This window comes from Noviherbaspirillum suwonense, assembly GCF_900182955.1.
Taxonomy (GTDB): Bacteria; Pseudomonadota; Gammaproteobacteria; order Burkholderiales; family Burkholderiaceae_D; genus Noviherbaspirillum_A; species Noviherbaspirillum_A suwonense.
On sequence record NZ_FXUL01000004.1, the window covers coordinates 123,990 to 147,862 of the forward strand.

General features: G+C 65.2%; 23 protein-coding genes. 11 read left to right on the forward strand and 12 right to left on the reverse strand.

The window, feature by feature from the left end:
* Nucleotides 1–12: 12 nt before the first annotated feature.
* Together QOL82_RS07850 and QOL82_RS07855 are read left to right on the forward strand one after the other, a co-directional pair.
* Nucleotides 13–1,683 carry a long-chain fatty acid--CoA ligase gene (locus tag QOL82_RS07850; protein ID WP_283441695.1) on the forward strand — a complete coding sequence of 557 codons (1,671 nt, stop codon included), beginning with the start codon at nt 13–15 and terminating at the stop codon, nt 1,681–1,683.
* A gap of 15 nt (nt 1,684–1,698) precedes the next feature.
* On the forward strand, nt 1,699–2,484 hold the full coding sequence (locus tag QOL82_RS07855) for an SDR family NAD(P)-dependent oxidoreductase (protein WP_283441696.1): 786 nt from the start codon (nt 1,699–1,701) through the stop codon (nt 2,482–2,484).
* Between the two features lie 214 nt (nt 2,485–2,698).
* Here QOL82_RS07855 and QOL82_RS07860 read toward each other — a convergent pair whose 3' ends face one another.
* Together QOL82_RS07860 and QOL82_RS07865 are read right to left on the reverse strand one after the other, a co-directional pair.
* A complete protein-coding gene (locus QOL82_RS07860) occupies nt 2,699–3,373 on the reverse strand; it encodes a class I SAM-dependent methyltransferase (protein WP_283441697.1) in 675 nt (224 codons plus the stop codon).
* A 542-nt stretch (nt 3,374–3,915) separates the two neighbouring features.
* Complete coding sequence (locus QOL82_RS07865; protein WP_283441698.1) at nt 3,916–4,338, reverse strand: hypothetical protein; 423 nt, start codon at nt 4,336–4,338, stop codon at nt 3,916–3,918.
* Nucleotides 4,339–4,551: 213 nt separating this feature from the next.
* Here QOL82_RS07865 and QOL82_RS07870 point away from each other — a divergent pair, with 213 nt between their 5' ends.
* The gene (locus tag QOL82_RS07870) at nt 4,552–4,950 is read left to right on the forward strand and encodes an MAPEG family protein (RefSeq protein WP_283441699.1); all 399 of its coding nucleotides are present in this window, start codon (nt 4,552–4,554) and stop codon (nt 4,948–4,950) included.
* A gap of 10 nt (nt 4,951–4,960) precedes the next feature.
* Here the strand turns inward: QOL82_RS07870 and QOL82_RS07875 are convergent, their stop codons facing one another.
* Genes QOL82_RS07875 through yjgA form a run of 3 tightly spaced genes read right to left on the reverse strand, consistent with a single transcriptional unit; the run spans nt 4,961 to nt 6,867 of the window.
* The gene (locus tag QOL82_RS07875; protein ID WP_283441700.1) at nt 4,961–5,632 is read right to left on the reverse strand and encodes an alpha/beta hydrolase; all 672 of its coding nucleotides are present in this window, start codon (nt 5,630–5,632) and stop codon (nt 4,961–4,963) included.
* 28 nt (nt 5,633–5,660) lie between these two features.
* Complete coding sequence (gene mog, locus QOL82_RS07880) at nt 5,661–6,266, reverse strand: molybdopterin adenylyltransferase (RefSeq protein ID WP_283441701.1); 606 nt, start codon at nt 6,264–6,266, stop codon at nt 5,661–5,663.
* Nucleotides 6,259–6,867 (reverse strand): ribosome biogenesis factor YjgA, encoded by a 609-nt coding sequence (gene yjgA / locus QOL82_RS07885; protein ID WP_283441702.1) that lies wholly within the window; start codon nt 6,865–6,867, stop codon nt 6,259–6,261. The genes mog and yjgA overlap by 8 nt, the downstream gene beginning before the upstream one ends.
* 76 nt (nt 6,868–6,943) lie before the next feature.
* Between yjgA and pmbA the strand changes: the two genes are divergently transcribed.
* Nucleotides 6,944–8,308: a metalloprotease PmbA gene (gene pmbA, locus QOL82_RS07890; RefSeq protein ID WP_283441703.1), complete on the forward strand. Its 1,365-nt coding sequence runs from the start codon at nt 6,944–6,946 to the stop codon at nt 8,306–8,308.
* A 163-nt stretch (nt 8,309–8,471) separates the two neighbouring features.
* Nucleotides 8,472–9,551, forward strand: a complete 1,080-nt coding sequence (locus tag QOL82_RS07895; protein ID WP_283441704.1) for a TRAP transporter substrate-binding protein — start codon at nt 8,472–8,474, stop codon at nt 9,549–9,551.
* A 255-nt stretch (nt 9,552–9,806) separates the two neighbouring features.
* Here the strand turns inward: QOL82_RS07895 and QOL82_RS07900 are convergent, their stop codons facing one another.
* The 3 genes from QOL82_RS07900 to argH all read right to left on the reverse strand — a co-directional run bounded on the left by QOL82_RS07900 (nt 9,807) and on the right by argH (nt 13,913).
* Nucleotides 9,807–11,483: a TRAP transporter large permease gene (locus tag QOL82_RS07900; protein WP_283441705.1), complete on the reverse strand. Its 1,677-nt coding sequence runs from the start codon at nt 11,481–11,483 to the stop codon at nt 9,807–9,809.
* Nucleotides 11,480–12,082 carry a TRAP transporter small permease subunit gene (locus QOL82_RS07905; protein WP_283441706.1) on the reverse strand — a complete coding sequence of 201 codons (603 nt, stop codon included), beginning with the start codon at nt 12,080–12,082 and terminating at the stop codon, nt 11,480–11,482. The genes QOL82_RS07900 and QOL82_RS07905 overlap by 4 nt, the downstream gene beginning before the upstream one ends.
* A gap of 436 nt (nt 12,083–12,518) precedes the next feature.
* On the reverse strand, nt 12,519–13,913 hold the full coding sequence (gene argH, locus QOL82_RS07910; protein ID WP_283441707.1) for an argininosuccinate lyase: 1,395 nt from the start codon (nt 13,911–13,913) through the stop codon (nt 12,519–12,521).
* A gap of 111 nt (nt 13,914–14,024) precedes the next feature.
* Here argH and QOL82_RS07915 point away from each other — a divergent pair, with 111 nt between their 5' ends.
* The 6 genes from QOL82_RS07915 (at nt 14,025) to QOL82_RS07940 (ending at nt 19,585) form a co-directional block, all read left to right on the forward strand.
* Nucleotides 14,025–15,062 carry a sensor histidine kinase gene (locus tag QOL82_RS07915; RefSeq protein WP_283441708.1) on the forward strand — a complete coding sequence of 346 codons (1,038 nt, stop codon included), beginning with the start codon at nt 14,025–14,027 and terminating at the stop codon, nt 15,060–15,062.
* Entirely contained in the window at nt 15,059–15,829 is a 771-nt protein-coding gene (locus QOL82_RS07920) for a LytR/AlgR family response regulator transcription factor (RefSeq protein ID WP_283441709.1), read from the forward strand. Before QOL82_RS07915 ends, QOL82_RS07920 begins: the two co-directional genes overlap by 4 nt.
* A 131-nt stretch (nt 15,830–15,960) precedes the next feature.
* Entirely contained in the window at nt 15,961–16,650 is a 690-nt protein-coding gene (locus QOL82_RS07925; RefSeq protein WP_283441710.1) for a paraquat-inducible protein A, read from the forward strand.
* Between the two features lie 37 nt (nt 16,651–16,687).
* Complete coding sequence (locus QOL82_RS07930; RefSeq protein ID WP_283441711.1) at nt 16,688–17,302, forward strand: paraquat-inducible protein A; 615 nt, start codon at nt 16,688–16,690, stop codon at nt 17,300–17,302.
* Complete coding sequence (locus QOL82_RS07935) at nt 17,299–18,954, forward strand: PqiB family protein (RefSeq protein WP_283441712.1); 1,656 nt, start codon at nt 17,299–17,301, stop codon at nt 18,952–18,954. Before QOL82_RS07930 ends, QOL82_RS07935 begins: the two co-directional genes overlap by 4 nt.
* A gap of 1 nt (nt 18,955) precedes the next feature.
* Nucleotides 18,956–19,585: a PqiC family protein gene (locus tag QOL82_RS07940; protein ID WP_283441713.1), complete on the forward strand. Its 630-nt coding sequence runs from the start codon at nt 18,956–18,958 to the stop codon at nt 19,583–19,585.
* A gap of 3 nt (nt 19,586–19,588) precedes the next feature.
* On the opposite strand, the gene QOL82_RS07945 is transcribed toward QOL82_RS07940, so the two are convergent.
* From QOL82_RS07945 to ppc, 4 genes are all read right to left on the reverse strand, one after another.
* Nucleotides 19,589–19,921 (reverse strand): helix-turn-helix domain-containing protein, encoded by a 333-nt coding sequence (locus QOL82_RS07945; RefSeq protein WP_283441714.1) that lies wholly within the window; start codon nt 19,919–19,921, stop codon nt 19,589–19,591.
* A complete protein-coding gene (locus QOL82_RS07950) occupies nt 19,905–20,159 on the reverse strand; it encodes a type II toxin-antitoxin system RelE family toxin (protein WP_283441715.1) in 255 nt (84 codons plus the stop codon). The genes QOL82_RS07945 and QOL82_RS07950 overlap by 17 nt, the downstream gene beginning before the upstream one ends.
* Nucleotides 20,160–20,656: 497 nt before the next feature.
* Nucleotides 20,657–20,947 carry a DUF427 domain-containing protein gene (locus QOL82_RS07955; protein ID WP_283441716.1) on the reverse strand — a complete coding sequence of 97 codons (291 nt, stop codon included), beginning with the start codon at nt 20,945–20,947 and terminating at the stop codon, nt 20,657–20,659.
* A gap of 37 nt (nt 20,948–20,984) precedes the next feature.
* Nucleotides 20,985–23,861, reverse strand: a complete 2,877-nt coding sequence (gene ppc / locus QOL82_RS07960) for a phosphoenolpyruvate carboxylase (RefSeq protein WP_283441717.1) — start codon at nt 23,859–23,861, stop codon at nt 20,985–20,987.
* Nucleotides 23,862–23,873: the final 12 nt, after the last annotated feature.

Below are 23,873 nucleotides of genomic sequence, written 5' to 3' on the forward strand. Positions count from 1 at the left end.
AAGCCGTTACCCATGTCGGACCGTCATCTGGCCTTCTGGCCGAAGACCCAGCCGCGGCACCTGTCGCTGCCGAACACCCACCTGTTCTACAACGCGGAGGTGTCGGCCGCGCGCTATCCCGACAAGCCCTACCTGGTGTTCTACGACACCCCGGTGACCTTCGGCCAGTTCAAGGACGAGGCCGAGCGCATCGCCGGCTACCTGCAGAACGAATGCGGTGTGAAGAAGGGCGACCGGGTGCTGCTGTACCTGCAGAACAGCCCGCAGTTCGTGCTCGCGTATTACGGCATCCTGCGTGCCGATGCGGTGGTGGTGCCGGTCAATCCGATGAACATGACCGAGGAGCTGCGCCACTATGTGAGCGACACCGGCGCCACGGTCGCGTTCGCGCCGCAGGACCTGATGGGCCACATCGCGCCGCTGCTCGACGAGGGCCTGCGGCATATCGTCGCGGTCTCCTATGGCGATTACATCCGGGCCGGGCATGACTACCCGGTGCCGGCCTATATCGCCGCGCCGCGCGCGCATTTCGATTTGCCGGGCGTGATCCCGTGGACCGACATGCTGGCGCGCGGCCTGCGTCCCGGGCCCATGACCGCCGGCCCGGACGACCTCGCGGTGATGCCCTATACCTCCGGCACCACCGGCCATCCGAAGGGCTGCATGCATACCCACCGCAGCGTGATGTACAACGCGGTGGCCGGCATGACCTGGGTCGGCACGCAGGCCGACTCGGTGCTGCTGTCGGTGCTGCCTTTCTTCCATGTGACCGGCATGCAGGGCAGCATGAACACGCCGCTGTATGCGGGCGCCACGCTGGTGATGCTGCCGCGCTGGGACCGCGACACCGCGGCGCGGCTGATCCAGCGCTACCGGGTCAACGGCGTGCAGCTGATCTCGGCGATGGTGGTCGACCTGCTGTCCAACCCGGACATCACCGACTATGACCTTTCCAGCATCACCCGCATCAGCGGCGGCGGCGCGGCGATGCCGGAAGCCATCGCGCAGAAGCTCAACGACATGCTGGGCATACCGTACGTCGAAGGCTACGGCATGTCCGAGACCATGGCGGCGACCCACCTGAACCCGATGCAGCGGCCCAAGAAGCAGTGCCTGGGCATGCCGCTGTACGACGTCGACTCCCGCGTGGTCGATACGCAGACGCTGCTCGAAGTGCCGCAGGGCGAGGCCGGCGAGATCATCGTCAGCGGACCGCAGGTGATGCAGGGCTACTGGAACAACCCGGGCGCCACGCAGGACGCATTCATCGAGCGCGACGGCAAGCGCTTCCTGCGCACCGGCGACATCGCGATGATCGACGAGGACGGCTATTTCTTCATGGTCGACCGATTGAAGCGCATGATCAACGCGTCCGGCTTCAAGGTCTGGCCGGCCGAGGTCGAGGCGCTGCTGTATCACCACCCGGCGATCCGGGAAGCCTGCATCATCGCCGCGCCGGACGAGAAGCGCGGCGAGACCGTGAAGGCGGTGGTGGTGCTGAAGGACGCCTATCGCGGCGAGGTCAGCGAACAGGACATCGTCGACTGGGCCCATGCGAACATGGCGGCCTACAAGAGTCCGCGCATCGTCGAGTTCCGCGACGCGCTGCCGAAGTCCGGCTCGGGCAAGGTGATGTGGCGCGAGATGCAGGAACAGGCGATGGCTGCGGCCGTGAAAAACTAGGAAGAGGAGACAGGCATGCGATTCACAGACAGGGTGGCCATCATCACCGGCGCGGCCAGCGGCATCGGCCGCGCCACCGCGCAAAGGCTGTACGACGAAGGCGCGGCGATTGCGCTGGTGGACCGCAACGAGGAAGCGCTGGCAACCTTTGCCGCGTCGCTGCCGGATGCGCAGCGCGTGCTGTGGCGCTCGTTCGACATCGGCGACGAAGCCGAGGTCGAGCGTTTCATTGCCGACGTGCAGAGCCGGCATGGGCACATCGACGTGCTGTGCAACAACGCCGGCATTGCCGGCGGCGATTATTCGGCGATCAGCGAGACCGATACCGAAGTGTGGCAGCGCATCCTGCAGGTCAATGTGATGGGCGCGGTCAATTTCACCAAGCATGCATCGCGCATCATGCGCGACCAGCAGCGGGGCGCGATCGTCAATACCGCGTCGGTCGCCGGCGTGCGTTCCGGCGCAGGCGGCAATGCTTACAGCGCATCCAAGGCCGCCGTGATCAACCTCACGATGACGTCGGCCTGCGACCTCGGCCAGTACAACGTGCGGGTGAATGCGGTCTGTCCCGGCCTGATCGAGACCGGCATGACCGCTCCCGTGTTCGAGCGCGCCCGCGCCGCCGACAAGGAAGACCGGCTGGGCTCGCGCTGCGAATTGCGGCGCTACGGCCGGCCGCAGGAAGTCGCCGCCGTGATCGCCTTCCTTGCCAGCGACGACGCCAGCTACGTGACCGGCCAGGCGCTGCCGGTGGACGGCGGCAACACGGCGTCGCTGAACCTGCCGGGGATGAAGGTCTAGCAGGTTACGGCTTTGCTTCAGGCTAGACGCGGTTAACGGCGCGGCAATGCAGGGTGTCCTCTGACAACGACACGCAGGCAAGCCAGCCCAGCGCCGGACTTTTCAAAGTGCCTTGACAGTCATGCTGTGGCGGCCGGTTGCGGGCTCTTCAGGCGAATCTTGTATTGCAGCCACGCCCGACCCGCCTACGGCGGGACGTCGGCGCTGGACCGTCTCATGGAACGATCCCGGCATCGTCCTGGAGAAGCTCCGCGACCATTGCATACTGAACGTATTTCGTATCTTCCAGATACTTCGGGAACAGCCTGAATGCAATGCGCCGGACGATGGATTCGGTCCACCATTCCTCGTTGATTCCCTTCAGCTCGACCAGTTTCAAGCCTGTCCCCGCAAGCAATTTCGGCGCGCTCTTCTTGGTGAAGAAGCGCAGGTGCGTCCGGTCCCGGATGCCGATGGCTTCATAGTTGAAGTCTTTGTCGACCAGGATATGAAGCAGGTTGTCTATATGCCGCAAATTCGGGATCGAGATGACGATGCGCCCGCCGGGCTTCAGTTTCCCGGCTGCCAGCCGGAGCGCCGCCCACGGGTCCGGGATATGTTCCAGCACGTCGTTGAACGAGATGACGTCGAAATATTTTTCGGGCAAGGCCAGATCTTCTGAAAAGTAGCCGTGGAACACCTCGTCCAGGTAATTGCTGGCGATACGTGCCGTTTCGGCATCGGGTTCGACGCCCCAGACTTCCGCACCGTATTTCTTTTTTACCGCATGACCGAATTGGCCGGTATGACACCCGATGTCCAGCAGCCTGTGCACGGATGAAGGTATGAAGGCCAGCATCTCCGACCGCGGGGTGTCCGTATAAATAGAATCGTGCTTTAAACAGTCCATGTAAGCGGATCCTTTACTCGTCTAGCTTACGCTGTGACCGGCCCGGCTCGATGAAGTGCCCTTTGTTTTTGTCATGGCACGCTGCCGGCAACAAGCGAGCGGTGCGCAAGGAAGATCGTTCCAGCGGGGAAATGCCGCCGGTGGCTCGCGGGAGCCTGATGCGGACTTGTCGCCGGTGTGCGATGCGGGAGTGAGCGGATGTACAACTCCGTGCCACGTTGCCCGGCGGCGGGCAGCATTGCCCGTGTCGACCAGGCCAGCCGTTCATCTGCCTGCCGGCCCGGTCGCATCCGGCGGACGGAAGGAGGGTATGCCCCTTGCCGGGACCGATGAACGTTGGACGCGGAGCGCGTCGCCAAGGGCTGGAAAGGCTTTCGCCTATCCGGATAGCTGGTTTGACGGTGGAACCGCGGCCAGGCGGCCTGGCGGCTCTCCACGGGCCTGTGCGCAACCCGCGGGGCATTCCCGCAACGGGCTCGATGCGCCTGGCTTAAACCCGGGTGCGACTCATCGGCGCAGCGCCGCGGTCCGGCAGCGTGGATTTACTTCGCGTCGCTATGCGCTGCCTTGTCCTTTGCATGCATACGCTTGCCGCCCGGCGTGGCGGGCACCTCGGTGTTCTTCGTGCCCATCGAGCCGGTCGCCCGTTCGCTTGCCTTGACTTCGGACCGCGCCAGCCCGCTGCCTTTGGTCGAGGGATTCGCCGGCGTCTCGATATTGTCGGTGACCGGGGTGCCGGATGCGCGGGTTTCCGCCTTCACCGCAGAACGCGACGTCGTGCTTCCCTTCGTGGACGGCGTGCGCGGCACTTCGATGTTCTTCGTGCCCGCCGATCCGGAAGCGCGCTGGTCGGCCTTCACTTCGGCGCGGCTTTTCGCGGCGGAAGGATCGCTGGACGCAGCAGTCTGCGCATGTGCGGCGCTCGCGGCAAGCAGCATTGCAGGCAGCAATAGCAATTTGTTCATGGTTTTTCCCTATATGAATTGATGATCGGTGAGCTCGATGCATGTACCGGCGCATTGCATGTCGGATGCGGGCGCAACGAAGCGTCGTCCACCTTTGGGCCGCCCGCCTTGGCCTGGATCATAATTCGGTCGGAAAAAGCGCAGGCGCGGGCTGGCTGGAAGCGCATGCGCATGGCCCATAATGGCCGTCCGGATAAAACGATGGAGAATGGCATGGCTTGGATACACCTGGTCGCACTACTGGCGCTGATCCAGTACCTGCTGTTTGGCGCGCTGGTAGGCCGTGCGCGCGGCAAGTACGGCGTGCATGCGCCGGCAACGACTGGCAACGAGGTATTCGAGCGCTACTACCGGGTGCAGATGAATACGCTGGAACTGATGGTGGTGCTGCTGCCGGCGATGTGGATGGCCGCGGCCTACTGGGACACGCGCTGGGTTGCCGCAGCAGGGGCGGTGTACCTTGCGGGGCGCGTCATCTATCTGCGGGCCTATACCCGCGACCCGGCCGGCCGGGCGCTGGGCTTCATGCTGAGCGTCGCGCCGATCTCGGTGCTGATCGTGGCGGCCGTCACCGGGGCGGCGCTGCGCGTCCTGAACGGCGGGACGCCCTGACGCCGCTGGCTCAGGCCAGCACGCGCCGCATCCAGGCGCCGATATCCTCGACCTCGTCCTGGCACACCGAGTGCGGCATCATGTACTCGTGCCATTCGACCGGGTAGCCCAGCGACTTCAGCATGTCGCGGGACTGCTCGGCGCGGGCGATAGGGATCACCTGGTCGGTGCGGCCATGCGCGAGGAAGACAGGCGTCTGCTGGTTGGCCGGATGGCGTTCGGCGGCAACGGTCGTGTGGATCGGCAGGTAACCTGACAGGCACAGCAGGCCGGCCAGCTTTTCCGGGTGGCGCAGGCCGGTCTGCAGCGTCATCGCGCAGCCCTGCGAAAACCCGGCCAGCACGATGCGTTCGGCCGGCACGCCGCGCGCCTGCTCCTGCGCGATCAGCTGCTCCACCATGACCTGCGACGCGCGCAAGCCTGCTTCGTCCTCGCGGCGCGACAGGTCGGCGCCGACGATGTCATACCAGGCCCGCATCACATAGCCGTTATTGACGGTCACCGGCATCGTCGGCGCATGCGGGAAGATGAATCGTATCGCCGGCAGGCCGGTCAGGTCGAGTTCGCGCACGATAGGAACGAAATCGTCGCCGCTGGCGCCCAGTCCGTGCAGCCAGATCACGGAAATGGTGGGATTCGGGCCGGTGTCGACCTGTATGGTCTCGAGTGTCGAAGAAGTCATGTAGGAGCGCTTGCGCGGTTTGTGCCGGTTAGGCGTTTTTCGGGCGGATGGCGGATTTGGGGCGGAATACCTTGCAGACTGCGTCGTCGGTCTCGATATACGGGCCGCCTATCAGGTCGATGCAATAAGGCACCGCGGCAAAGATGCCGCCGACCAGCTGCTTGCCGTCCGCGTCCTTCAGGCCTTCCAGGGTTTCGCGTATCGACTTGGGCTGGCCCGGCAGGTTGATGATCAGCGCCGCATGGTCGGCTGTCTCGCGGATCACCGCGACCTGACGCGACAGGATGGCGGTCGGCACGAAATGCAGGCTGATCTGCCGCATCTGCTCGCCGAAACCCGGCATTTCCTTGGTCGCCACCGCCAGCGTGGCTTCGGGCGTCACGTCGCGCCGCGCCGGGCCGGTGCCGCCGGTGGTGATGACGAGGTCGCAGCGCTGCTGGTCGACCAGCTCGGTCAGCGCCGCCTCGATCGCCGGGCGATCGTCGGCAATCAGCCGGCTTTCGAGCTCGAACGGGCTGGTCAGCGCCGCCTTCAGCCAGTCGGCCAGCGCCGGGATGCCCTGGTCCTGGTAGACCCCGCCCGAGGCGCGGTCCGACACCGACACCAGGCCGATGCGCACGGTTTCTTCATTCATCGTCCTGCTCTCCGTCCTCGTCCTCGTCGTCCGCCGCTTCCTGCGCGGCGGCCTTGGCGCTGCCCGCCTGCAGCAGCTTGAGCGCCTGGAAGATTTCGCGGTAAGCCTTGGGCGGCTTGTTCTCGGCCTGCTCGCGGCGGGCATTGCGTATCATCGTGCGCATCTGCTGGACGTCGAGGTCCGGGTACTGCGCGCGCAATTCGGTCAGCGCGCCGTCGTCGGCCACCAGCCGGTCGCGGCGGCGTTCAAGCGCATGCAGCGCGGCCGTTTCCGCCTTGGACGGCTGTTTCCAGCTGTCGATGGTCTTGCGGATCAGCGCGACTTCCTCTTCTTCCAGCGTGCGCATTTTCTTGCCGACATATTGCAGCTGGCGACGACGGCCTTCGTGGTCGGTGATCGTCTGGCATTCGAGGATGGCGTCGCGCACGTCTTCCGGCATCGGCACGCGCTTGACGCGTTCGCGCGGTTCGGCGATCAGCTCGGCGCCGAGCTTTTGCAGCGCGGTCATTTCGCGCTTGAGCTGGGACTTGGACGGGCGGTCGTATTCCTGTTCAAACTCGTTCGACTGGAATCCGGTATTGCCCCGGTTGGAGTTAGGCATGATAGGGAGGCGGCGTTAAGCCATTCGGTAAACGGCTGCTATGATAACTCTTTTACACCGGCCCCTAAAACCGCATATGAACGACACCTTGTTTATCCACAGCCAGGACCAGTTGCGCGAGCTTGCCCAGGACGTGCTGCGCTATGCCAGGGACATGGGCGCCTCGGACGCTGCCGTCCAGATCAGCGAGGGCAGCGGACTCTCCGTCACTGTCCGCCGAGGCAATGTGGAAACCATCGAACAGAACAAGGACAAGGGAATCGGCGTCACCGTTTATATGGGCGAAAGCCGGGCGATCCGGCGCGGCAGCGCCAGCACCTCCGACTTTTCCCAGGCGTCGCTGAAAGCCACCGTCGAGGCCGCGGCCAATATCGCGCGCTTCACCGCCGCCGACGACTGCGCCGGGCTGCCGGACGAGGACACGCTGGAGTTCGACCCGCAGGACCTGGCGTTGTGCTACCCGTGGCCCATCAGCGCCGAGGACGCGATCGTGCTGGCCGGACGCGGCGAGGCGGCGGCTTTCGCGGTCGACCCGCGCATCACCAATAGCGAAGGCGCCAGCGTCCATGCGCAGCAGTCGCATTTCGTCAGCGCCAATACCCGCGGCTTCATGGGCGGCTATCCGTATTCCCGCCATACGATCTCGGTGATGCCGATTGCGGGCCGCGGCAACAACATGCAGCGCGACGACTGGTATTCGTCGGCGCGCGACCCCGATCGCCTGGCCGAGCCCGAGGCGATCGGGCGCTACGCCGCCGAGCGCGCGCTGGCCCGCCTGAATGCCAGGAAGCTCGATACCCGCAAATGCCCGGTGCTGTTCGAGGCGCCGCTGGCCGCGGGCCTGCTGGGCGCCTTCGTCCAGGCAGTCTCCGGCGGAGCGCTTTATCGCAAGTCGACATTCCTGAACGACTCGATCGGCAGCCAGGTGTTCGGCGAGCATGTGCAGATCGTCGAGGAGCCGCATGTGAAGGGCGCGGTCGGGTCGGCGCCGTTCGACGAGGAAGGCGTGAAAACGTCGCGCCGAGACGTCGTGCGCGACGGCGTGGTCCAGGGTTATTTCCTGTCGACCTATTCGGCCCGCAAGCTCGGCCTGAAAACCACCGGCAACGCCGGCGGCGCGCATAACCTGACCATTACTTCCAGGCTGACCGGGGCCGACGACGACTTCGCCGGCATGCTGCGCAAGATGGGCACTGGCCTGCTGGTGACCGAACTGATGGGGCAGGGCGTCAATTACGTGACCGGCGACTATTCGCGCGGCGCGTCGGGCTACTGGGTGGAAAATGGCGTGATCCAGTATCCGGTCGAGGAGATCACCATCGCCGGCAACATGAAGTCCATGTTCCGGCAAATTGCCGGCATCGGCACCGACACCCTGGTGCGCGGCACCCGCCGCACCGGCTCCATCCTGATCGAAAGCATGACCGTTGCCGGTAGCTGAAAATTTGTGCGATGCAGTTGTGCGTCGCAGCAACTAATTCCTGTTGCGGCGCGGCGTTGCCGCCCCTACAATCTGCACGCTGTTTGAGCAGCAGCCCGGACAAAGCGCCGCCGACTGCTGCCTGACGACCCAACCCTTATAACCGACTGGAGATGACACCATTATGGAACGACGTTCCTTCCTGAAAAAAGCGGCGGTAGGCGCCTCTGTAGGCGCAATCGCGGCGCCGGCGCTGGCGCAGTCGCAGCCCACCGTCAACTGGCGCCTGGCGTCAAGTTTTCCGAAATCGCTGGATGTCATCTTTGGCGCTTCCGAGCGCCTGTCCAAGCGCGTCGCCGAGCTGACCGGCGGCAAATTCAACATCCGCCCATTCGCCGCCGGTGAAATCGTCCCGGCGCTGCAGGTGGTGGACGCGGTCCAGGCCGGCACGGTCGAAATGGGCCACAGCGCGGGCTATTACTACTTCGGCAAGGACCCGGCATTCTGCTTTGACACCGCGGTGCCATTCGGCCTGACGTCCCGCCAGCAGACTTCCTGGTTCGAGTTCGGCGGCGGCAAGGAACTGATGCGCGAGTTCTACAAGGAATACGGCATCATGAACTTCATGGGCGGCAACACCGGCACCCAGATGGGCGGCTGGTTCCGCAAGGAGATCAAGACCGTCAAGGACCTCGAGGGCCTGAAGATGCGCATCAGCGGCCTGGCTGGCCGCGTGATGCAGCGCCTGGGCGTGGTGCCGCAGCAGATCGGCGGCGGCGACATCTACCCGGCGCTGGAAAAAGGCACCATCGACGCAGCCGAGTGGGTCGGTCCGTACGACGATGAAAAGCTGGGTTTCGCCCGTGTCGCGCCGTTCTACTACGCGCCGGGCTGGTGGGAAGCCAGCGCGCAGCTCAATTTCATGGTCGGCATCAAGGAATGGGACAAGCTGCCCAAGGAATACCAGAACGCCTTCGAAGTGGCGAGCCATGAAGCCCACGTGCTGATGCAGGCCGACTTCGATGCGCGCAACCCGGCGGCGCTGGCCCGCCTGCTCAAGGGCGGCACCAAGCTGCGTACCTTCTCGCGCGACATCATGGAAGCGTCGTACAAGGCGGCGACCGAGGTGATGGAAGAGGAAGCGGCGAAGAACGCCAAGTTCAAGAAGATTTACGAGCCGTGGAAGCAGTTCCGCCAGAACCAGAACCAGTGGTACTCGGTGTCCGAAGCGCCGATCGCCAACTTCCTGGTCAGCCGCAAGTAAGCATCGGCCCGGTGCGGCCTGGCATAGCCGCCAGTCCGCAGTCCGGACCAGCGCCCGCAGCACGCAAGTGCTGCGGGTTTTTTTTCGCCTGCCGCCGGCAGGGACGCAGCAATGCGCGCGGTCCCACGCCATCCGCCGCGTTGGCCTGCTTGCGGGAGATGGCGAGGACCCGCGGCGGCCGCCGCGCCGAAAAAAAAGCCCCGTGGTTTTCACGGGGCTTTCCATGACGCTTTTCGTCGTCGACGGCTTACTGGCTTACTTCTTGTCGCCTTCCGTCGAGAAGTTCAGCTGCGGCGTGGTGTCTTCCGGCGCGCTGAAATCCGGCGTCGGCTGCGCATCCGGCGCCGGCGTGTCGGGCGCCGGTATGTCGATGCGAAGCTGCAGCTTCTCCTTCATGTCGGCGCGTTTTTCCACCGACACCAGGTGCGGGAAGATGATGATCAGCGCGACCATGATCACCTGTATCAGCACGAACGGGATGGCGCCCCGGTAGATGTCGGATGTCTTCACTTCCTTCGGCGCCACCGAACGCAGGTAGAACAGCGCAAAGCCGAACGGCGGGTGCATGAAGGACGTCTGCATGTTAACCCCGAGCAGCACGCCGAACCAGATCAGGTCGATGCCCATCTTTTCCGCAACCGGGCCGACCAGCGGCACCAGGATGAAGGCCAGTTCGAAGAAGTCGAGGAAGAAGGCCAGGAAGAAGAACAGCAGGTTGACCACGATCAGGAAACCGAGGTTGCCGCCCGGCAGGGAAGTCAGCAGGTGCTCGACCCACAGATCGCCGTTGACGCCCCGGAACACCAGCGAGAAGACGCTGGAGCCGATCAGGATAAAGACGACGAAGGCGGACAGGCGCGTGGTCGAGTTCATTGCCTGCTTCATCAGGCTCCAGCTGAGCCTGCGGTTCAGGATCGCCAGGACCAGCGCGCCGAGCGCGCCCATGCCGCCGCCTTCGGTCGGCGTTGCGATGCCCACGAAGATCGTGCCCAGCACCAGGAAAATCAGCGCCAGCGGCGGGATCAGCACGAACACCACCCGCTCCGCCATTTTCGACAGGATATTCAGGCGGAGCTTGCGGCTGACGAGCGCAAACAGGAAGCAGACGGCGGTTGCCAGCGACGCGCCGTAGATCATCACTTCATCGAACGGCTTTTCCGGATGACGGGCGCCGAACCACTGGCTGAACAGGTAGGTGATGCCGGCAGCGACCACCACCAGCACCGCCAGCGACCGCACGCCGCTGTCGCCGTTCGGCTCGCGCAGGTTGCGCGCCTCGAGCGGCAGCGCGGGCGCGGCGCTCGGCCGTATGATGGACACGGCCATCACGTAGCCGGCGTACATCGCGGTCAGCATCAGTCCGGGAAAGAAGGCGGCCTTGTACATGTCGCCGACCGAACGGCCGAGCTGGTCGGCCATCACGATCAGCACCAGCGACGGCGGAATGATCTGCGCCAGCGTCCCGGAAGCGGCGATCACGCCCGACGCCAGTCGCTTGTCGTAACCGTAGCGCAGCATCACCGGCAACGAGATCAGGCCCATCGAGATCACCGACGCGGCGACCACGCCGGTGGTGGCGGCCAGCAGCGCGCCGACGAAGATCACCGCATAGGCGACGCCGCCGCGGATGGGGCCGAACAGCTGGCCGATGGTGTCGAGCAGGTCTTCGGCCATGCCCGAGCGTTCCAGGATCAGGCCCATGAAGGTGAAGAAGGGGATGGCCAGCAGCGTGTCATTGGCCATGATGCCGAACAGCCGGTTCGGCAACGCCTGCAGCAGTTCAGGGCGCAGCAGGCCGAGTTCGATGCCCAGCAGGCCGAAGAACAGGCCGTTGGCCGCCAGCGCGAACGCGACCGGGAAGCCCGACAGCAGGAACACCACCAGTGCGCCGAACATGATGGGCGCCATATTGGCGATCAGGAACGCGCTCATGCTTTCTCCTGCGGTACGTCGAGTTTATTGGCGGCGGCGATCGCCGCGATTTCTTCTTCCGGCGTGGCGACCTGCTTTTCGAATTCGCTTGGGTCGATCAGGCCGGCCAGGCATGCGAGACGCTTGATCAGTTCGGAGAAGCCCTGCAGGATCAGCATGATGAAGCCGATCGGGATCAGCATCTTGGCCGGCCAGAGGATGAGTCCACCCGCGTTGCTGGACACCTCCTGGTTGCGCAGGGATTCCATTGCGTACGGAATCGAAAAGTAGAGGATCAGCAGCGACACCGGCAGCAGGAAGATGGCAAAGCCGAATATGTCGATGATGATCTGGGTGCGCCGCGAGAACCGTCCGACGATGACGTCGATGCGCACGTGCTCGTTGCGCTTCAGGGTATAGGCGCCGGCCAGCAGGAACATCGCCGCGAACAGGTACCACTGGATTTCCAGCCAGGCATTGGAGCTCATGTTGAAGGTATAGCGGACGATCGCGTTGCCGGCGCAGATCAGCACGGCCAGCAGCAGGGCCCAGCTGACGGCCAGGCCGATCTTTTCATTGATCGCGTCGATCAGACGCGCGAGCGCAAGGAGTAAAGACATGGTGTGTCTCCGTCGTTATGGTCAGATTCCGGGTTGTGCCCCCGGGTTGGCGTGGCGATGCCGCTGGTACGAACTTGTTCCGCCGTGAGCGGTGGGGAGTATATGGACATTTCAGCCATGAAACAATGCATTTCTTGTGTCGGAAACCGGCGCGACGCCGCCGTGTTGCGGCGCTGCCGGAGACGGGGTAAAAGCCGACCGAGTATAGAAAGATTCGGGACTGCCGGGAACCAGCCTGGCGACCGATTCCCAGAATATGATGCAAAAGCCTGGCTAGAAGGGCGGTGACCGAAATGCCGGTCGAAAGACGATACTTTAGTGGCAAAAATACATCAGTCGCCGCGCATCCAGTGGCCGGTCATGCAGTCCTTGCCTGCCCGGACAGGCATCCGGTCGCCTTGGCCCGGCAGGTTCGCCAGGCCAGCCCGATGACGGCTCAGCCGAGTTCGGCGCGAACCCGTGCGATCGCGGTGCGCACCTGTGCCGGCGCGGTTCCGCCCACGTGGTCGCGCGCCGCGACCGAGCCTTCCAGCGTCAGCACCGCGAACACGTCCTCGGCAACCAGGTCCGAGAAGGCGCGCAGGTCGTCCAGCGTCAGGTCCGCCAGGTCGCAGCCGCGGTCGACGCAGGCGCGCACCGCGCGGGCGACCGCCTCGTGGGCGTCGCGGAACGGCAGCCCTTTCTTGACCAGGTAATCGGCCAGGTCGGTCGCGGTTGCATAGCCCTGCAGCGCCGCGGCGCGCATGGCTTCCGGCTTGACGGTGATGCCGCGCGCCATGTCGGCGAAGATGCGCAGCGTGTCGGTGACCGTGTCGACCGTGTCGAACAGCGGTTCCTTGTCTTCCTGGTTGTCCTTGTTGTAGGCGAGCGGCTGGCCTTTCATCAGGGTCAGCAGCGCGACCAGGTGGCCGTTGACGCGCCCGGTCTTGCCGCGCGCCAGTTCGGGCACGTCCGGGTTCTTTTTCTGCGGCATGATGGACGAGCCGGTGCAGAAGCGGTCGGCGATGTCGATGAAACCCACCCGTGGGCTCATCCAGATCACCAGTTCTTCGGACATCCGGGACACGTGCGTCATCACCAGCGCGGCGGCGGCGCAGAATTCGATGGCGAAATCGCGGTCGGACACCGCGTCCAGCGAATTGTGGCAGACGTCGTCGAAGCCCAGCGTCGCCGCTACCCGCAGGCGGTCGATCGGGAAGGTGGTGCCGGCCAGCGCCGCGGCGCCCAGCGGCAGCCGGTTGACGCGCTTGCGGCAGTCGGCCATGCGCTCGGCGTCGCGGCCGAACATCTCGACATAGGCCAGCATATGGTGGCCGAACGTGACCGGCTGCGCGACCTGCATGTGCGTGAAGCCGGGCAGGATCGTGTCGGCATGCTGTTCGGCCAGGTCCGTCAGCGCCAGCCGCAATTCACGCAGCAGCACGGTGATGTCGTCGATCGCGCCGCGCAGGTAGAGGCGGATGTCGGTGGCGACCTGGTCGTTGCGCGAGCGGCCGGTGTGCAGCCGCTTGCCGGCGTCGCCGACCAGTTCGGTCAGGCGTTTTTCGATGTTCAGGTGCACGTCTTCCAGGTCCAGCAGCCATTCGAACTGGCCGGCGGCGATTTCGGACTGGATCTGCGCCATGCCGCGCTGTATCTCCTGGAGGTCGCTCTGGCTGATGATGCCCTGCGCGGCCAGCATGTCGGCATGCGCGAGCGAGCCCTGGATGTCGACTTCGGCCAGGCGCTTGTCGAAGAAAACGGAAGCGGTGTAGCGCTTGACCAGGTCGGAAACCGGTTCGGAAAATCGTGCCGACCAGGCTTCGCTTTTTTTGGAGAGTTGTGCTGTCATAATTGTGTCCCGGAGAATTACGGGATTATAGAGCAAGCCGGTTCCGCTTCCGCCCCTGCCTGGCCCCGCCTGCGATCCCCTTGCATCCCTAGCCACCGTCCACGGAGAACCATGTCCGCCACTGCCCCGGCCGCGCCGCCACCGTCCGTCCTGCCCGACTGCTGCAATATCGGCGTGGTCCTGCGCACGCTGCTGGCGGTCAACGGCGCGGTCATGGTCGCGATCCTGGCGCAGGCGCCGACGCTGGGCGCGGCCATCCTGTCCTTCATCGAGGCGTCGATGCTGGTCGAGCTGGCCTGCCTGGCGTCGCTGCTGCTGCTGTGCGCCGGCCGCAAGGTGCTGTCCGGCTTCCCGCCGTGGGTGCAGCGCGGCGCCTGCACGCTGGTGCCGGCCGCGGTGACCGCGCTGATCATCCGCTTCCTGGCGACGCTGAACCTGTTCCTGGTCGACGCCGCCGGCCTCTCCATGCTGCAGGGCGTGGTCAGCGCGGCGGTGATGGGTTATCTTCTGCAGCATTACTTCGAGCTGCGCACCCGGGCTTTCTCGCCGGCGCTCGCCGAGGCGAGGCTGCAGGCGCTGCAGGCGCGGATCCGTCCGCATTTCCTGTTCAACAGCCTCAACGCGGTGCTGTCGCTGATCCGCAGCGCGCCGCGGCAGGCCGAGGCGACGCTGGAGGACCTGGCCGAACTGTTCCGGGCGCTGCTGCGGGACGCCCGCGACATGACCACGCTGGAGCAGGAACTGCGGCTGTGCGAGCAGTACCTGTCGATCGAGAAGATCAGGCTGGGCGACCGGCTGCAGGTCGAATGGGAGCTGACGAACATGAGCGACGACGTGCTGCATTCCGCGCAGATCCCGTCGCTGCTGCTGCAGCCGCTGCTGGAAAACGCGGTGCACCACGGCGTCGAGCCGGCGCGCGAGCCGATGCTGGTGCAGATCCATGTCAGCCGCTGGGGCGACAGGCTGGACATTGCGGTCATCAATCCGCATCATCCTGAACGCAGCCGGCCAGGCAACCACATGGCGCTGGATAATATCCGCGAACGCCTCGCACTGCTCTACGATGTCGAGGCGCAGCTGGTGACGACGATAGCGCGCGGTTATTTCGAGGTGCGGCTGCGGTTTCCGTATGTAAGGGAGGACGAATGAGCCAACGCATATTCATAGTCGATGACGAGGAGCATGCCCGCGCCAGGCTGGCGATGCTGCTTTCCGACATCGGCGAGGATTGCCCGAACGAACTGGTAGGCGAGGCCGCGGATGCGGCCGGCGCGCTGCAGGGCATTGTCGACACGCACCCGGACATCGTGCTGATGGACATACAGATGCCCGGCATGAATGGCCTGGACCTGGCGTCCCGGCTGTCGCTGGAAGGCGAGGGCATGCCGGCCGTGGTATTCGTCAGCGCCCATGACGACTACGCGCTGGACGCGTTCGAGGTCCATGCGCTGGACTACCTGGTCAAGCCGGTGCGCGCGGCGCGGCTGCAGCAGGCGCTGCGCCGGGTTGCGCTGCTGCGCGGGCGCAGCAGCGGCGGCAGCGACGTCGAGCAGACGCGGCGGCGCGAGCATTTCACCGTGCATGAGCGCGACCGCCTGCTGCTGGTGCCGGTCGCCGACGTGATCTACCTGAAAGCCGAGCTGAAATACGTCACGCTGCGCACCCGCACCCGGGACTACCTGATCGAGGATTCGCTGGCGTCGATCGAGGAGGAACTGGACGACGTGTTCGTCCGCGTGCATCGCAACACGCTGGTCGCGCGCAAGTCCATCATGGGCGTCGAGCGCGGCACCGTCGGCGCCGACGGCGACGGCGAGCGCGGGCAGGAAGCCTGGCAGGTCATCCTGCGCGACGTCGCCGAGCGGCTGCCGATCTCGCGGCGCCAATGGCCGGTGGTCAAGGCGCTGGTCCGCTGAGGGTCCGGCGGGGGATTGCGCAGGAATAAGTCCTGTGCGCAAGACGGCTGCAGGCTATTGTTCAGGGTGCCCGCATAGGATAGCCTGTAGCGCATCTTGTCCGATTAATATTTCCCCTAAGCATTTCACGCGTGAGCCAACCATCCAGCAGCGAATTGCAATCGTCCCGGCCGCCTGCGCCGGAAGGCGCTGCAACGCGCCTGATCGCCTGCCGCGACTGCGACCTGCTGCAGCAGGAAGTCCCGCTGGAACGGCATGCCGACGCGCATTGCATCCGCTGCAACAGCGTGCTGTACCGCGGCACCCGCACCGGCATGAACCTGATGCTGTCGCTGATGCTGGCCTGCGCCTTCCTGCTGATCGTCTCCAATGTCTTCCCGATCGCCGTGCTGGAAGCGCAGGGCACCCGCGTCGAGGCGACGCTTTTCAGCACCGTGCTGACCGTCTACGACCAGGGCCGCGAACTGGTGGCGCTGCTGGTGCTGCTGACCACCATCGTGCTGCCGGCGCTGGAGATCGGCTGCCTGCTGTACCTGCTCGTGCCGCTCTGGCTCGGCCGGCCGGCGTCGCGCACGCCGCTGGTGTTTCGCCTGGTGATGGCCATCCATCCGTGGAGCATGATGGAAATCTTCCTGCTCGGCGTGCTGGTCACGCTGGTCAAGCTCAACGACTTCGCCACCATCATTCCCGGCGTTTCACTCTGGTCTTTCTGCGCGCTGATCGTGTTCTTCACGGCCGCATCGTCGGCCTTCAGCACGCGCGACTTCTGGGAATGGGTCGTATCTAGCCAAGCCGGACAACTGGAGGAACTCCCGCAATGAATTCGCGCCTTGCCGTCTATACCGAGGACAGTGCCTGATGGCGTCCGCCATGACCCACGGCCTGGCGTCCTGCCATACCTGCGGGATGCTGTCGCGCCTCGACGGCGCCGCCGCCGCGCACTGCCCGCGCTGCGCGGCGCGCCTGCATGCCCGCAAGCCCGACAGCCTGTCGCGCACCTGGGCGCTGGTGGTGCTGGCCTACGTGCTGTACATACCGGCGAACCTGCTGCCCATCCTGGAAAGCCGGGCGCTGCTGACCGCCGAGAGCAACACCATCATGAGCGGGATCCTGCTGTTCTGGGAAGGCGGCTCCTGGATGATCGCCGCGCTGGTGTTCATCGCCAGCATCGTGGTGCCGATGACCAAGCTACTGGCGCTGACCTGGCTGCTGATATCCGTGCAGATGAAAAGCCGCGCCAAGCCTTACCAGCGCACGCAGCTTTACCGGATGGTCGAGTTCATCGGTCGCTGGTCGATGCTCGACATCTATGTCGTGGCGCTGACGGTGACCCTGGTGCAGGTCGGCACGCTGGCCTCGATCGAGGTCGGGCCGGGCGCGCTGGCCTTCGGCGCCGTGGTGGTGGTGACGATGATCGCCGCCCGCTCGTTCGACCCGCGCCTGATCTGGGACGCCGCCGGGGAGGCTGAATGAGCGATAGCCTGCCGCCGGACACATCCGGCATCCCGAGCGCGCTGCCGGTACCCAAGCGGCGCTGGGCGGTTTCCATCGTCTGGCTCATCCCGCTGGTGGCCGTGCTGGTCGGCGGCTGGGTCGCCGTGCACTACCTGATGGCGCGCGGGCCGACCATCACCATCGAATTCGCGAATGCCGACGGCCTGGAAGCCGGCAAGACCAAGCTGCGCTACAAGGAGGTCGATATCGGCACCGTGTCGGCGATCGCCATCGCCAAGGACCGCAGCCACGTGATCGTCACCGCCAAGATGGCCAAGCAGGCCGACGACCTGCTGGTGACCGACACCAAGTTCTGGGTCGTGCGGCCGCGGGTCACGCTCAACAGCATCAGCGGGCTGGGCACGCTGCTGTCGGGCGCCTATATCGGCCTCGACGCCGGCAAGTCGGCCGAGAGCCAGTCCGACTTCAAGGGCCTGGAGACGCCGCCGCCGATTCCTTCGGACCTGCCGGGACGGCGCTTCATGCTGCACGCGGACGACATCGGCTCGCTCTACGTCGGCGCGCCGGTGTATTACCGGCGGGTCGAAGTGGGCAGCATCACCAGCTACAAGCTCGATGAAAACGGCCGCGGCATCTCGCTCGAGATCTTCATCAACGCGCCCAACGACAAGCTGGTGACGACCAATGCCCGCTTCTGGCACGCCAGCGGCATCGACGTGTCGATCGGGTCGTCGGGCGTGACGCTCAACACCGAGTCGCTGACGTCCATCATCGTCGGCGGCATCTCGTTCCAGGCGCCGGAGGAGGCAAGGCCGGCCGAGCCGGCCAAGGCCGATACCAATTTCACGCTGTTCGAGAACAAGGCCGGCGCGCTGAAACTGATCAACCAGGAAGTCCACAGCTACATCCTCTACTTCGACGAGTCGCTGCGCGGCCTGGCGCCCGGCGCGCAGGTGGATTTCCGCGGCATCCCGCTGGGCGAGGTGAAATCGGTCAGCATTGAATACGACCGCAGCGAGAAGGCGGTGCGCTTCCCGGTCGAGATCGACATCTACCCGGAGCGGATGCGTTCGCGCTACCGGGTCGGCGCGCCCGAAATGTCGGCGATGGAACGCGATCCCCAGGCGCTGCTGGACCGGATGGTGGCGCGCGGCTTCCGCGCCCAGCTGAAGAGCGCCAACCTGCTGACCGGCCAGCTCTATGTGGCGCTGGACTTCTTCCCGAAAGCGCCCAAGGCCAAGATCGACTGGACCAAGAAACCGGTCGAGCTGCCGACCGCGCCGGGCGCGCTGGAAGACATCCAGCAGACTATCGGCAATATCGCGAGCAAGCTGGAGAAGGTGCCGTTCGATACCCTCGGCACCGATGCGGGCCGCGCGCTGAAGACGCTTGATACTGCGCTGAAGAGCGTCAACAGCACGCTGAAGCAGGCCGACACGACGCTCGCCAAGGTCGACGCCAGCATCGTGCCCGAACTGCGCAGCACGCTGGAACAGGCACGCAAGACGCTGTCCAGCGCGGAAAAAACCCTGTCGTCGGATGCGCCGGTGCAGTCCGACCTGCGGGACACGCTTGCCGAGGTCACCAAGGCGGCGCGCACGCTGCAGGACCTGGCCGATTATCTGAGCCGGCACCCGGAGTCGCTGTTACGCGGCAAGAAAGGCGATTGAAATGAACAGGACCAGCAAACTGGCGAGCCTGGCCGTGATGGTCGCCGCCCTGTGCTCGGGCTGCGGCAGCGCGCCCAAGGAACGTTTCTACACGCTCGCGCCCGCATCCGGTCCGGCGACAGCCGCGGCGCCGGTGACGGCATCGAATGCGCAGCCGCGCCTGACCATTGCGATCGGCCCGGTACGTGTGCCGGACGCGGTGGACCGGCCGCAGATGGTGGTGCGCGAAGGCCCGAACCGGGTCGAGATACTGGAGCAGCAGCGCTGGGCCGGCTCGCTGCGCAGCGAGATCGGACGCGCGCTGGCCGCCGGCGTCGGCGAGCGCCTGCCCGATGCGCGTGTCAGCGCGGCCGACAGCCAGGCAGCGCGCAGCGCGGCGTACCGCGTCGGCATCGACGTCGAGCGGTTCGACGCGGCGCTGAACGGCAGCGTCAGCGTCCAGGCGCTTTGGACCGTGCGCCAGGACAATGGCACGCAGCTCGCCAGCGGCCGTTACAGCGCCACCGAGCCGACCGGCGCTGGCGGCTATGAAGCGATTGCGGCTGCCTATGCCCGCACATTGGCGGGGCTGAGCAGCGTGATTGCGGATGCGGTGCAGGGTGCGCCGATTGCGCCGGTGGCCGGAAAGTAAGGCTCAGACGTCCAGCTGTTCGGGCAGGATGCCCAGCGCTTCGGCGATTTTCCGCCGCGTCGCAGCCCGGATTTTCCGGCTGGATTCCTGCTGCGAGTAGGCGGACTGGCTCACGCCCAGTCGCTCCGCCAGCTGTTCCTGGGTCAGGCCCAGGTGTTCGCGCCAGGCACGGGTGACGGTCCAGTCGCGGTCGACCATCATCGACACGACTTCATGCGGTATGTAGGTGTCGCCGGCATTCTTGCGGCATTCGACGAAGTCGGCGTACGGGATCACCGCGAAAGCCGGTTTCCCATCCGGCCCGCTGATGATCTGGACATTAGTAAGTGCGTTCATCGCGCTTCCTCACTTCCTCTATCACGACGATGCGGATCGCACCGTCAAAGTTGAAAAATACCCGGTAATTCCCGACGCGAAGCCGGAACTGGTGCTTGTGATTCGTCAGCGCGACGACATTGCGCGTGTCGGGAAGATGCGCCAGTTCGCCTATTGCGTCTTTAATCCCTGCCTGTTCCGGTTTGCCGATCTTGAGCAACTGCTTGACTGCCTTGGGCGACCATTTGATGGCATTCATATTTATTATAGGCCTGATTATAAGTTTATAAGCAATTTTAAAAGGAAATGACTAATAAATTGGTCAGGCGAGCGGTGGAGGAGGCTAGGGCTGCCCGGGAAATCAGGTGCCTGAGTCGGTTCTGCAGGAGGAGAGTTCAGAACAAAAAGGAAAGGGCCGCGCAGACGTTCGGGGGGCGCATCACGGACAAGGAGGAAGGGAAAGGCGGCGGAGGGCCGGCTTGGCGAACATGCGGATGGAAACCTGACCTGCCTGGACAGGCTTTGCGGGCGGGTATTGTCTCGCAGACGAATAATCATCCGCATTGCGCGGCAGGCGTCATCTGCTCAGGACAGGCGATGGGCGTGAACGCCGCGTCGACATCGGCGGCGCCCGGGACCGGGGTGTCGCAAGGGAAGCGCGTCAGGCAAGTGCGCACATCATCGGAACGCGCACCCCGGACGGCTGAAAGTGCAGGGCGCCTTTGCCCGTCGCATGCTGCGGCGCCCGCGCCAGCCTTACCCTTCGATCTTCACCCCGCGCCAGAATGCGATGCGCCCGGCGATCTCCTTCGCCGCGTCCTTCGGCTCGGGGTAGTACCAGGCCGCGTCCTTGTTGACCTGGCCGTCGACCACCACGTCGTAGTAGCTGGCGGTGCCTTTCCACGGGCAGACCGTGTGGGTTGCGCTCGGGCGCAGCGTGTCGCTGGCGACCGACGATGCGGGAAAGTACTTGTTGCCTTCGACGACCACGATGTCCTGCTCGGCGGCGTCGGCGATGACGGCATTGTTCCAGCTGGCTTTCGGCATGATGCATGCTCCTGTGTGGTGAAAGAAAACGGCCCGCTCAGCCTGTATTGCGCAGGCCGGCAGCAATGCCGTTGATGGAAAGATGAATGCCGCGATGCACCCGGCCGTCATGCTTGCGGCCCTCGTCCGCATTGGCGCGGTTGCGCTTGATCAGCTCGACCTGCAGGTGGTTCAGCGGATCCAGATAGGCAAAGCGGTTCTGGATCGAGCGCGCCAGCAGCGGGTTGCTTTCCAGCCGCGTCTTGGCGCCGGTGATCTGGCCCAGGCAGGCAACCGTCTGGCCGTGCTCGGCGCTGATGCGCTTGAAGATCGCATTGCGCAGCTTGCGGTCGACGACCAGCTCGGCATAGCGCGAGGCGACTGCAAGGTCGGTCTTGGACAGCACCATGTCCATGTTCGATAGCAGGGTGGCGAAGAACGGCCATTCCTGGAACATGGCCTTGAGCGTCGCCAGCCGGGCCGTGCGTCCGCGCTTGCCTCCCTTGGCGTCGCTGCCTTCCAGCCAGGCCGAGATCGCCGAGCCGAAGCCATACCAGCCCGGCAGCAGCAGCCGGCACTGGCCCCAGGAAAAGCCCCACGGGATCGCGCGCAGGTCCTCGATGCGGCGGCTGGCCTTGCGCGAGGCCGGGCGCGAGCCGATATTGAGCTCGGCGATTTCCGCGATCGGCGTGGCCGCGAAGAAGTAGTCGGTGAAGCCGGGGGTTTCATAGACCAGGTCGCGGTAGGCGTGGTAGGCGAGGCCGGACAGTTCGTCCATCACCTGTTCGAAACCGGCCAGCCGCTCGGCGTGGCGGCTGCTGTCGGACGGCGGCATCAGGCTGGCTTCCAGCGTGGCCGACACCAGCAGCTCCAGGTTGCGCCGCCCGATCTCGGGATTGGAGAATTTCGATGCAATGATTTCGCCCTGCTCGGTGAGCCGGATCTGTCCGTTCACAGTGCCGCTGGGCTGGGCCAGGATCGCCTCGTAGCTCGGTCCGCCGCCGCGGCCGACCGTGCCGCCGCGGCCATGGAACAGCCGCAGCGTGACGCCGGCGCGCTTGAACACGTCGACCAGCCGGGTCTCGGCCTTGTACAGCTCCCAGGTCGATGTCAGGAAGCCGCCGTCCTTGTTCGAGTCCGAATAGCCGAGCATGACTTCCTGCAGTTCTCCCTGCTTGGCGACGAGCCGTCGCACCACCGGGATGGCCATCAGGTTTTCCATGATCTCGGCCGCGCGCCGCAGGTCGGGAATGGTCTCGAACAGCGGGATCACCATCAGCTCGAGGTCGGTTTCCGGGATGCCGCCGTCGTCGGCTTCATGCCAGCGGCTGCGCAGCAGGCCGGTTTCCTTCTGCAGCAAAAAGACTTCCAGCAGGTCCGACACTTCCTCGGTGTGCGAGATGATGTAGTTGCGGATGGCCTTGGCGCCGTAGCGGGCGCGGATCTCGCGCGCGGTGCGCAGCACGCCCAGCTCGACATTCGCCTCATCGCTGTAGCTGATGTACGGCGAGGTCAGCAGGCCGGGCCGCGCCAGTTCCGACAGCAGCAGCGCGACCTTGGCCGGTTCGTCCAGCGCCGCATAGTCCGCCTCGACCCGGGCGCAGGCGAACAGCTCCGACAGCACCCGCTCGTGCACGTCCGAACTCTGGCGCATGTCCAGCGTCGCCAGGTGGAAGCCGAAGATCTCGGAGGCGCGCAGCAGCGACGCCAGGCGCGGGCGGATCAGCGCGGAGCCGAAGTTGGCGCTCAGCGAGTCGGCGATGGTCTGCAGGTCCAGCGTGAACGCGATGGCGCTTTCATACGGTTCGGCATGGCCGACTTCCTTGCGCAGGATGTTCGACGCGCCCAGCGCGCGCGACGTGGCGGCCAGCCGTGCATAGACATAGATCAGCGCCCGGCGGTAAGGCTCGTCGTTGCGATGGGCCGACTGGTCCGGCGATATGTCGGCCAGCGCCTGCAGTTCCGGGCTCACGCCGACCAGCAGCGTCGAGATCGACAGTTCGGCGCCGAGCGCATGGACTTCCTGCAGGTAGAAGTCGAGGATGGTGGTCGACTGCCGCGTCAGCGCATGCTGCATGGTGGCCGCGTTCACGTTCGGGTTGCCGTCGCGGTCGCCGCCGATCCAGCTGCCCATCTGCACGAACGGCGGCAGCTTCAGGCCGCCGTCCTTTTTCTGCAGGTGCGGGAACTGGGCGGCAAGCTCGACTTCCATGTCGTCGAACAGCGCCGGCAGCTCGCGCAGGAAGGTGATGCGGTAGTAGGACAGCGCATTCTCGATTTCATCGGCCACGGTCAGTTTCGTGTAGCGCAGCATCCGGGTCTGCCACAGCGTCGCCACCTGCGCATGCAGCAGTTCGCCGTTGCGGGTGCGTTCGCGCGGCGTCAGCGCCAGGTCGCGCTCGGCCAGCAGGCGGGCGATCTCGTGTTCGGCGTCAAGGATGCTCTTGCGCTGCACCTCGGTCGGATGCGCGGTCAGCACCGGCGACACCAGCGCGCCGTCGAAAAATTCGCGGATCGCCGCGCCGGACACGCCGGCATCGTCCAGCCGCGACAGCGCATGCGGAATGCTGCCCGGCTGCGCGGCGGACCCGGCCAGCAGGTGCGAGCGGCGGCGGCGGTTGTGATGCTGGTCCTCGGCGATGTTGGCCAGGTGCGAGAAATAGGAAAAGGCGCGCACGACCGAGATGGTCTGCTCGCGCGTGAGCTTCTTGAGCATGCGGTTGAGTTCCGCGCCGGCCACCGGGTCGGCCTCGCGCCGGAAGCGCACCGCGGTCTGCCGCACCGTCTCGACGACTTCGTAGACGGCATCGCCTTCCTGCGCGCGCAGCACGTCGCCCAGCAGGCGACCCAGCATCCGTATGTCTTCCTTCAGCGGCGCATCCTTGTCGATTGCCGCGGGGCTGGTCCTGCCGGGTGTTTTCAACTGCTTTGCCATGATGGGAATGCG

What these genes read in the sequence shown, in the direction of transcription:
- QOL82_RS07950 (WP_283441715.1), bottom strand. Translation starts at nt 20,159, where the DNA reads ATGAATGCCATCAAATGGTCGCCCAAGGCAGTCAAGCAGTTGCTCAAG.
- pmbA (WP_283441703.1), top strand. Translation starts at nt 6,944, where the DNA reads ATGAACGACACCTTGTTTATCCACAGCCAGGACCAGTTGCGCGAGCTT.
- QOL82_RS07865 (WP_283441698.1), bottom strand. Translation starts at nt 4,338, where the DNA reads ATGAACAAATTGCTATTGCTGCCTGCAATGCTGCTTGCCGCGAGCGCC.
- QOL82_RS07850 (WP_283441695.1), top strand. Translation starts at nt 13, where the DNA reads ATGTCGGACCGTCATCTGGCCTTCTGGCCGAAGACCCAGCCGCGGCAC.
- ppc (WP_283441717.1), bottom strand. Translation starts at nt 23,861, where the DNA reads ATGGCAAAGCAGTTGAAAACACCCGGCAGGACCAGCCCCGCGGCAATC.
- QOL82_RS07905 (WP_283441706.1), bottom strand. Translation starts at nt 12,082, where the DNA reads ATGTCTTTACTCCTTGCGCTCGCGCGTCTGATCGACGCGATCAATGAA.
- argH (WP_283441707.1), bottom strand. Translation starts at nt 13,913, where the DNA reads ATGACAGCACAACTCTCCAAAAAAAGCGAAGCCTGGTCGGCACGATTT.
- mog (WP_283441701.1), bottom strand. Translation starts at nt 6,266, where the DNA reads ATGAATGAAGAAACCGTGCGCATCGGCCTGGTGTCGGTGTCGGACCGC.
- QOL82_RS07935 (WP_283441712.1), top strand. Translation starts at nt 17,299, where the DNA reads ATGAGCGATAGCCTGCCGCCGGACACATCCGGCATCCCGAGCGCGCTG.
- QOL82_RS07855 (WP_283441696.1), top strand. Translation starts at nt 1,699, where the DNA reads ATGCGATTCACAGACAGGGTGGCCATCATCACCGGCGCGGCCAGCGGC.
- QOL82_RS07920 (WP_283441709.1), top strand. Translation starts at nt 15,059, where the DNA reads ATGAGCCAACGCATATTCATAGTCGATGACGAGGAGCATGCCCGCGCC.
- QOL82_RS07895 (WP_283441704.1), top strand. Translation starts at nt 8,472, where the DNA reads ATGGAACGACGTTCCTTCCTGAAAAAAGCGGCGGTAGGCGCCTCTGTA.
- QOL82_RS07955 (WP_283441716.1), bottom strand. Translation starts at nt 20,947, where the DNA reads ATGCCGAAAGCCAGCTGGAACAATGCCGTCATCGCCGACGCCGCCGAG.
- QOL82_RS07940 (WP_283441713.1), top strand. Translation starts at nt 18,956, where the DNA reads ATGAACAGGACCAGCAAACTGGCGAGCCTGGCCGTGATGGTCGCCGCC.
- QOL82_RS07900 (WP_283441705.1), bottom strand. Translation starts at nt 11,483, where the DNA reads ATGAGCGCGTTCCTGATCGCCAATATGGCGCCCATCATGTTCGGCGCA.
- QOL82_RS07945 (WP_283441714.1), bottom strand. Translation starts at nt 19,921, where the DNA reads ATGAACGCACTTACTAATGTCCAGATCATCAGCGGGCCGGATGGGAAA.
- yjgA (WP_283441702.1), bottom strand. Translation starts at nt 6,867, where the DNA reads ATGCCTAACTCCAACCGGGGCAATACCGGATTCCAGTCGAACGAGTTT.
- QOL82_RS07875 (WP_283441700.1), bottom strand. Translation starts at nt 5,632, where the DNA reads ATGACTTCTTCGACACTCGAGACCATACAGGTCGACACCGGCCCGAAT.
- QOL82_RS07860 (WP_283441697.1), bottom strand. Translation starts at nt 3,373, where the DNA reads ATGGACTGTTTAAAGCACGATTCTATTTATACGGACACCCCGCGGTCG.
- QOL82_RS07915 (WP_283441708.1), top strand. Translation starts at nt 14,025, where the DNA reads ATGTCCGCCACTGCCCCGGCCGCGCCGCCACCGTCCGTCCTGCCCGAC.
- QOL82_RS07930 (WP_283441711.1), top strand. Translation starts at nt 16,688, where the DNA reads ATGGCGTCCGCCATGACCCACGGCCTGGCGTCCTGCCATACCTGCGGG.
- QOL82_RS07870 (WP_283441699.1), top strand. Translation starts at nt 4,552, where the DNA reads ATGGCTTGGATACACCTGGTCGCACTACTGGCGCTGATCCAGTACCTG.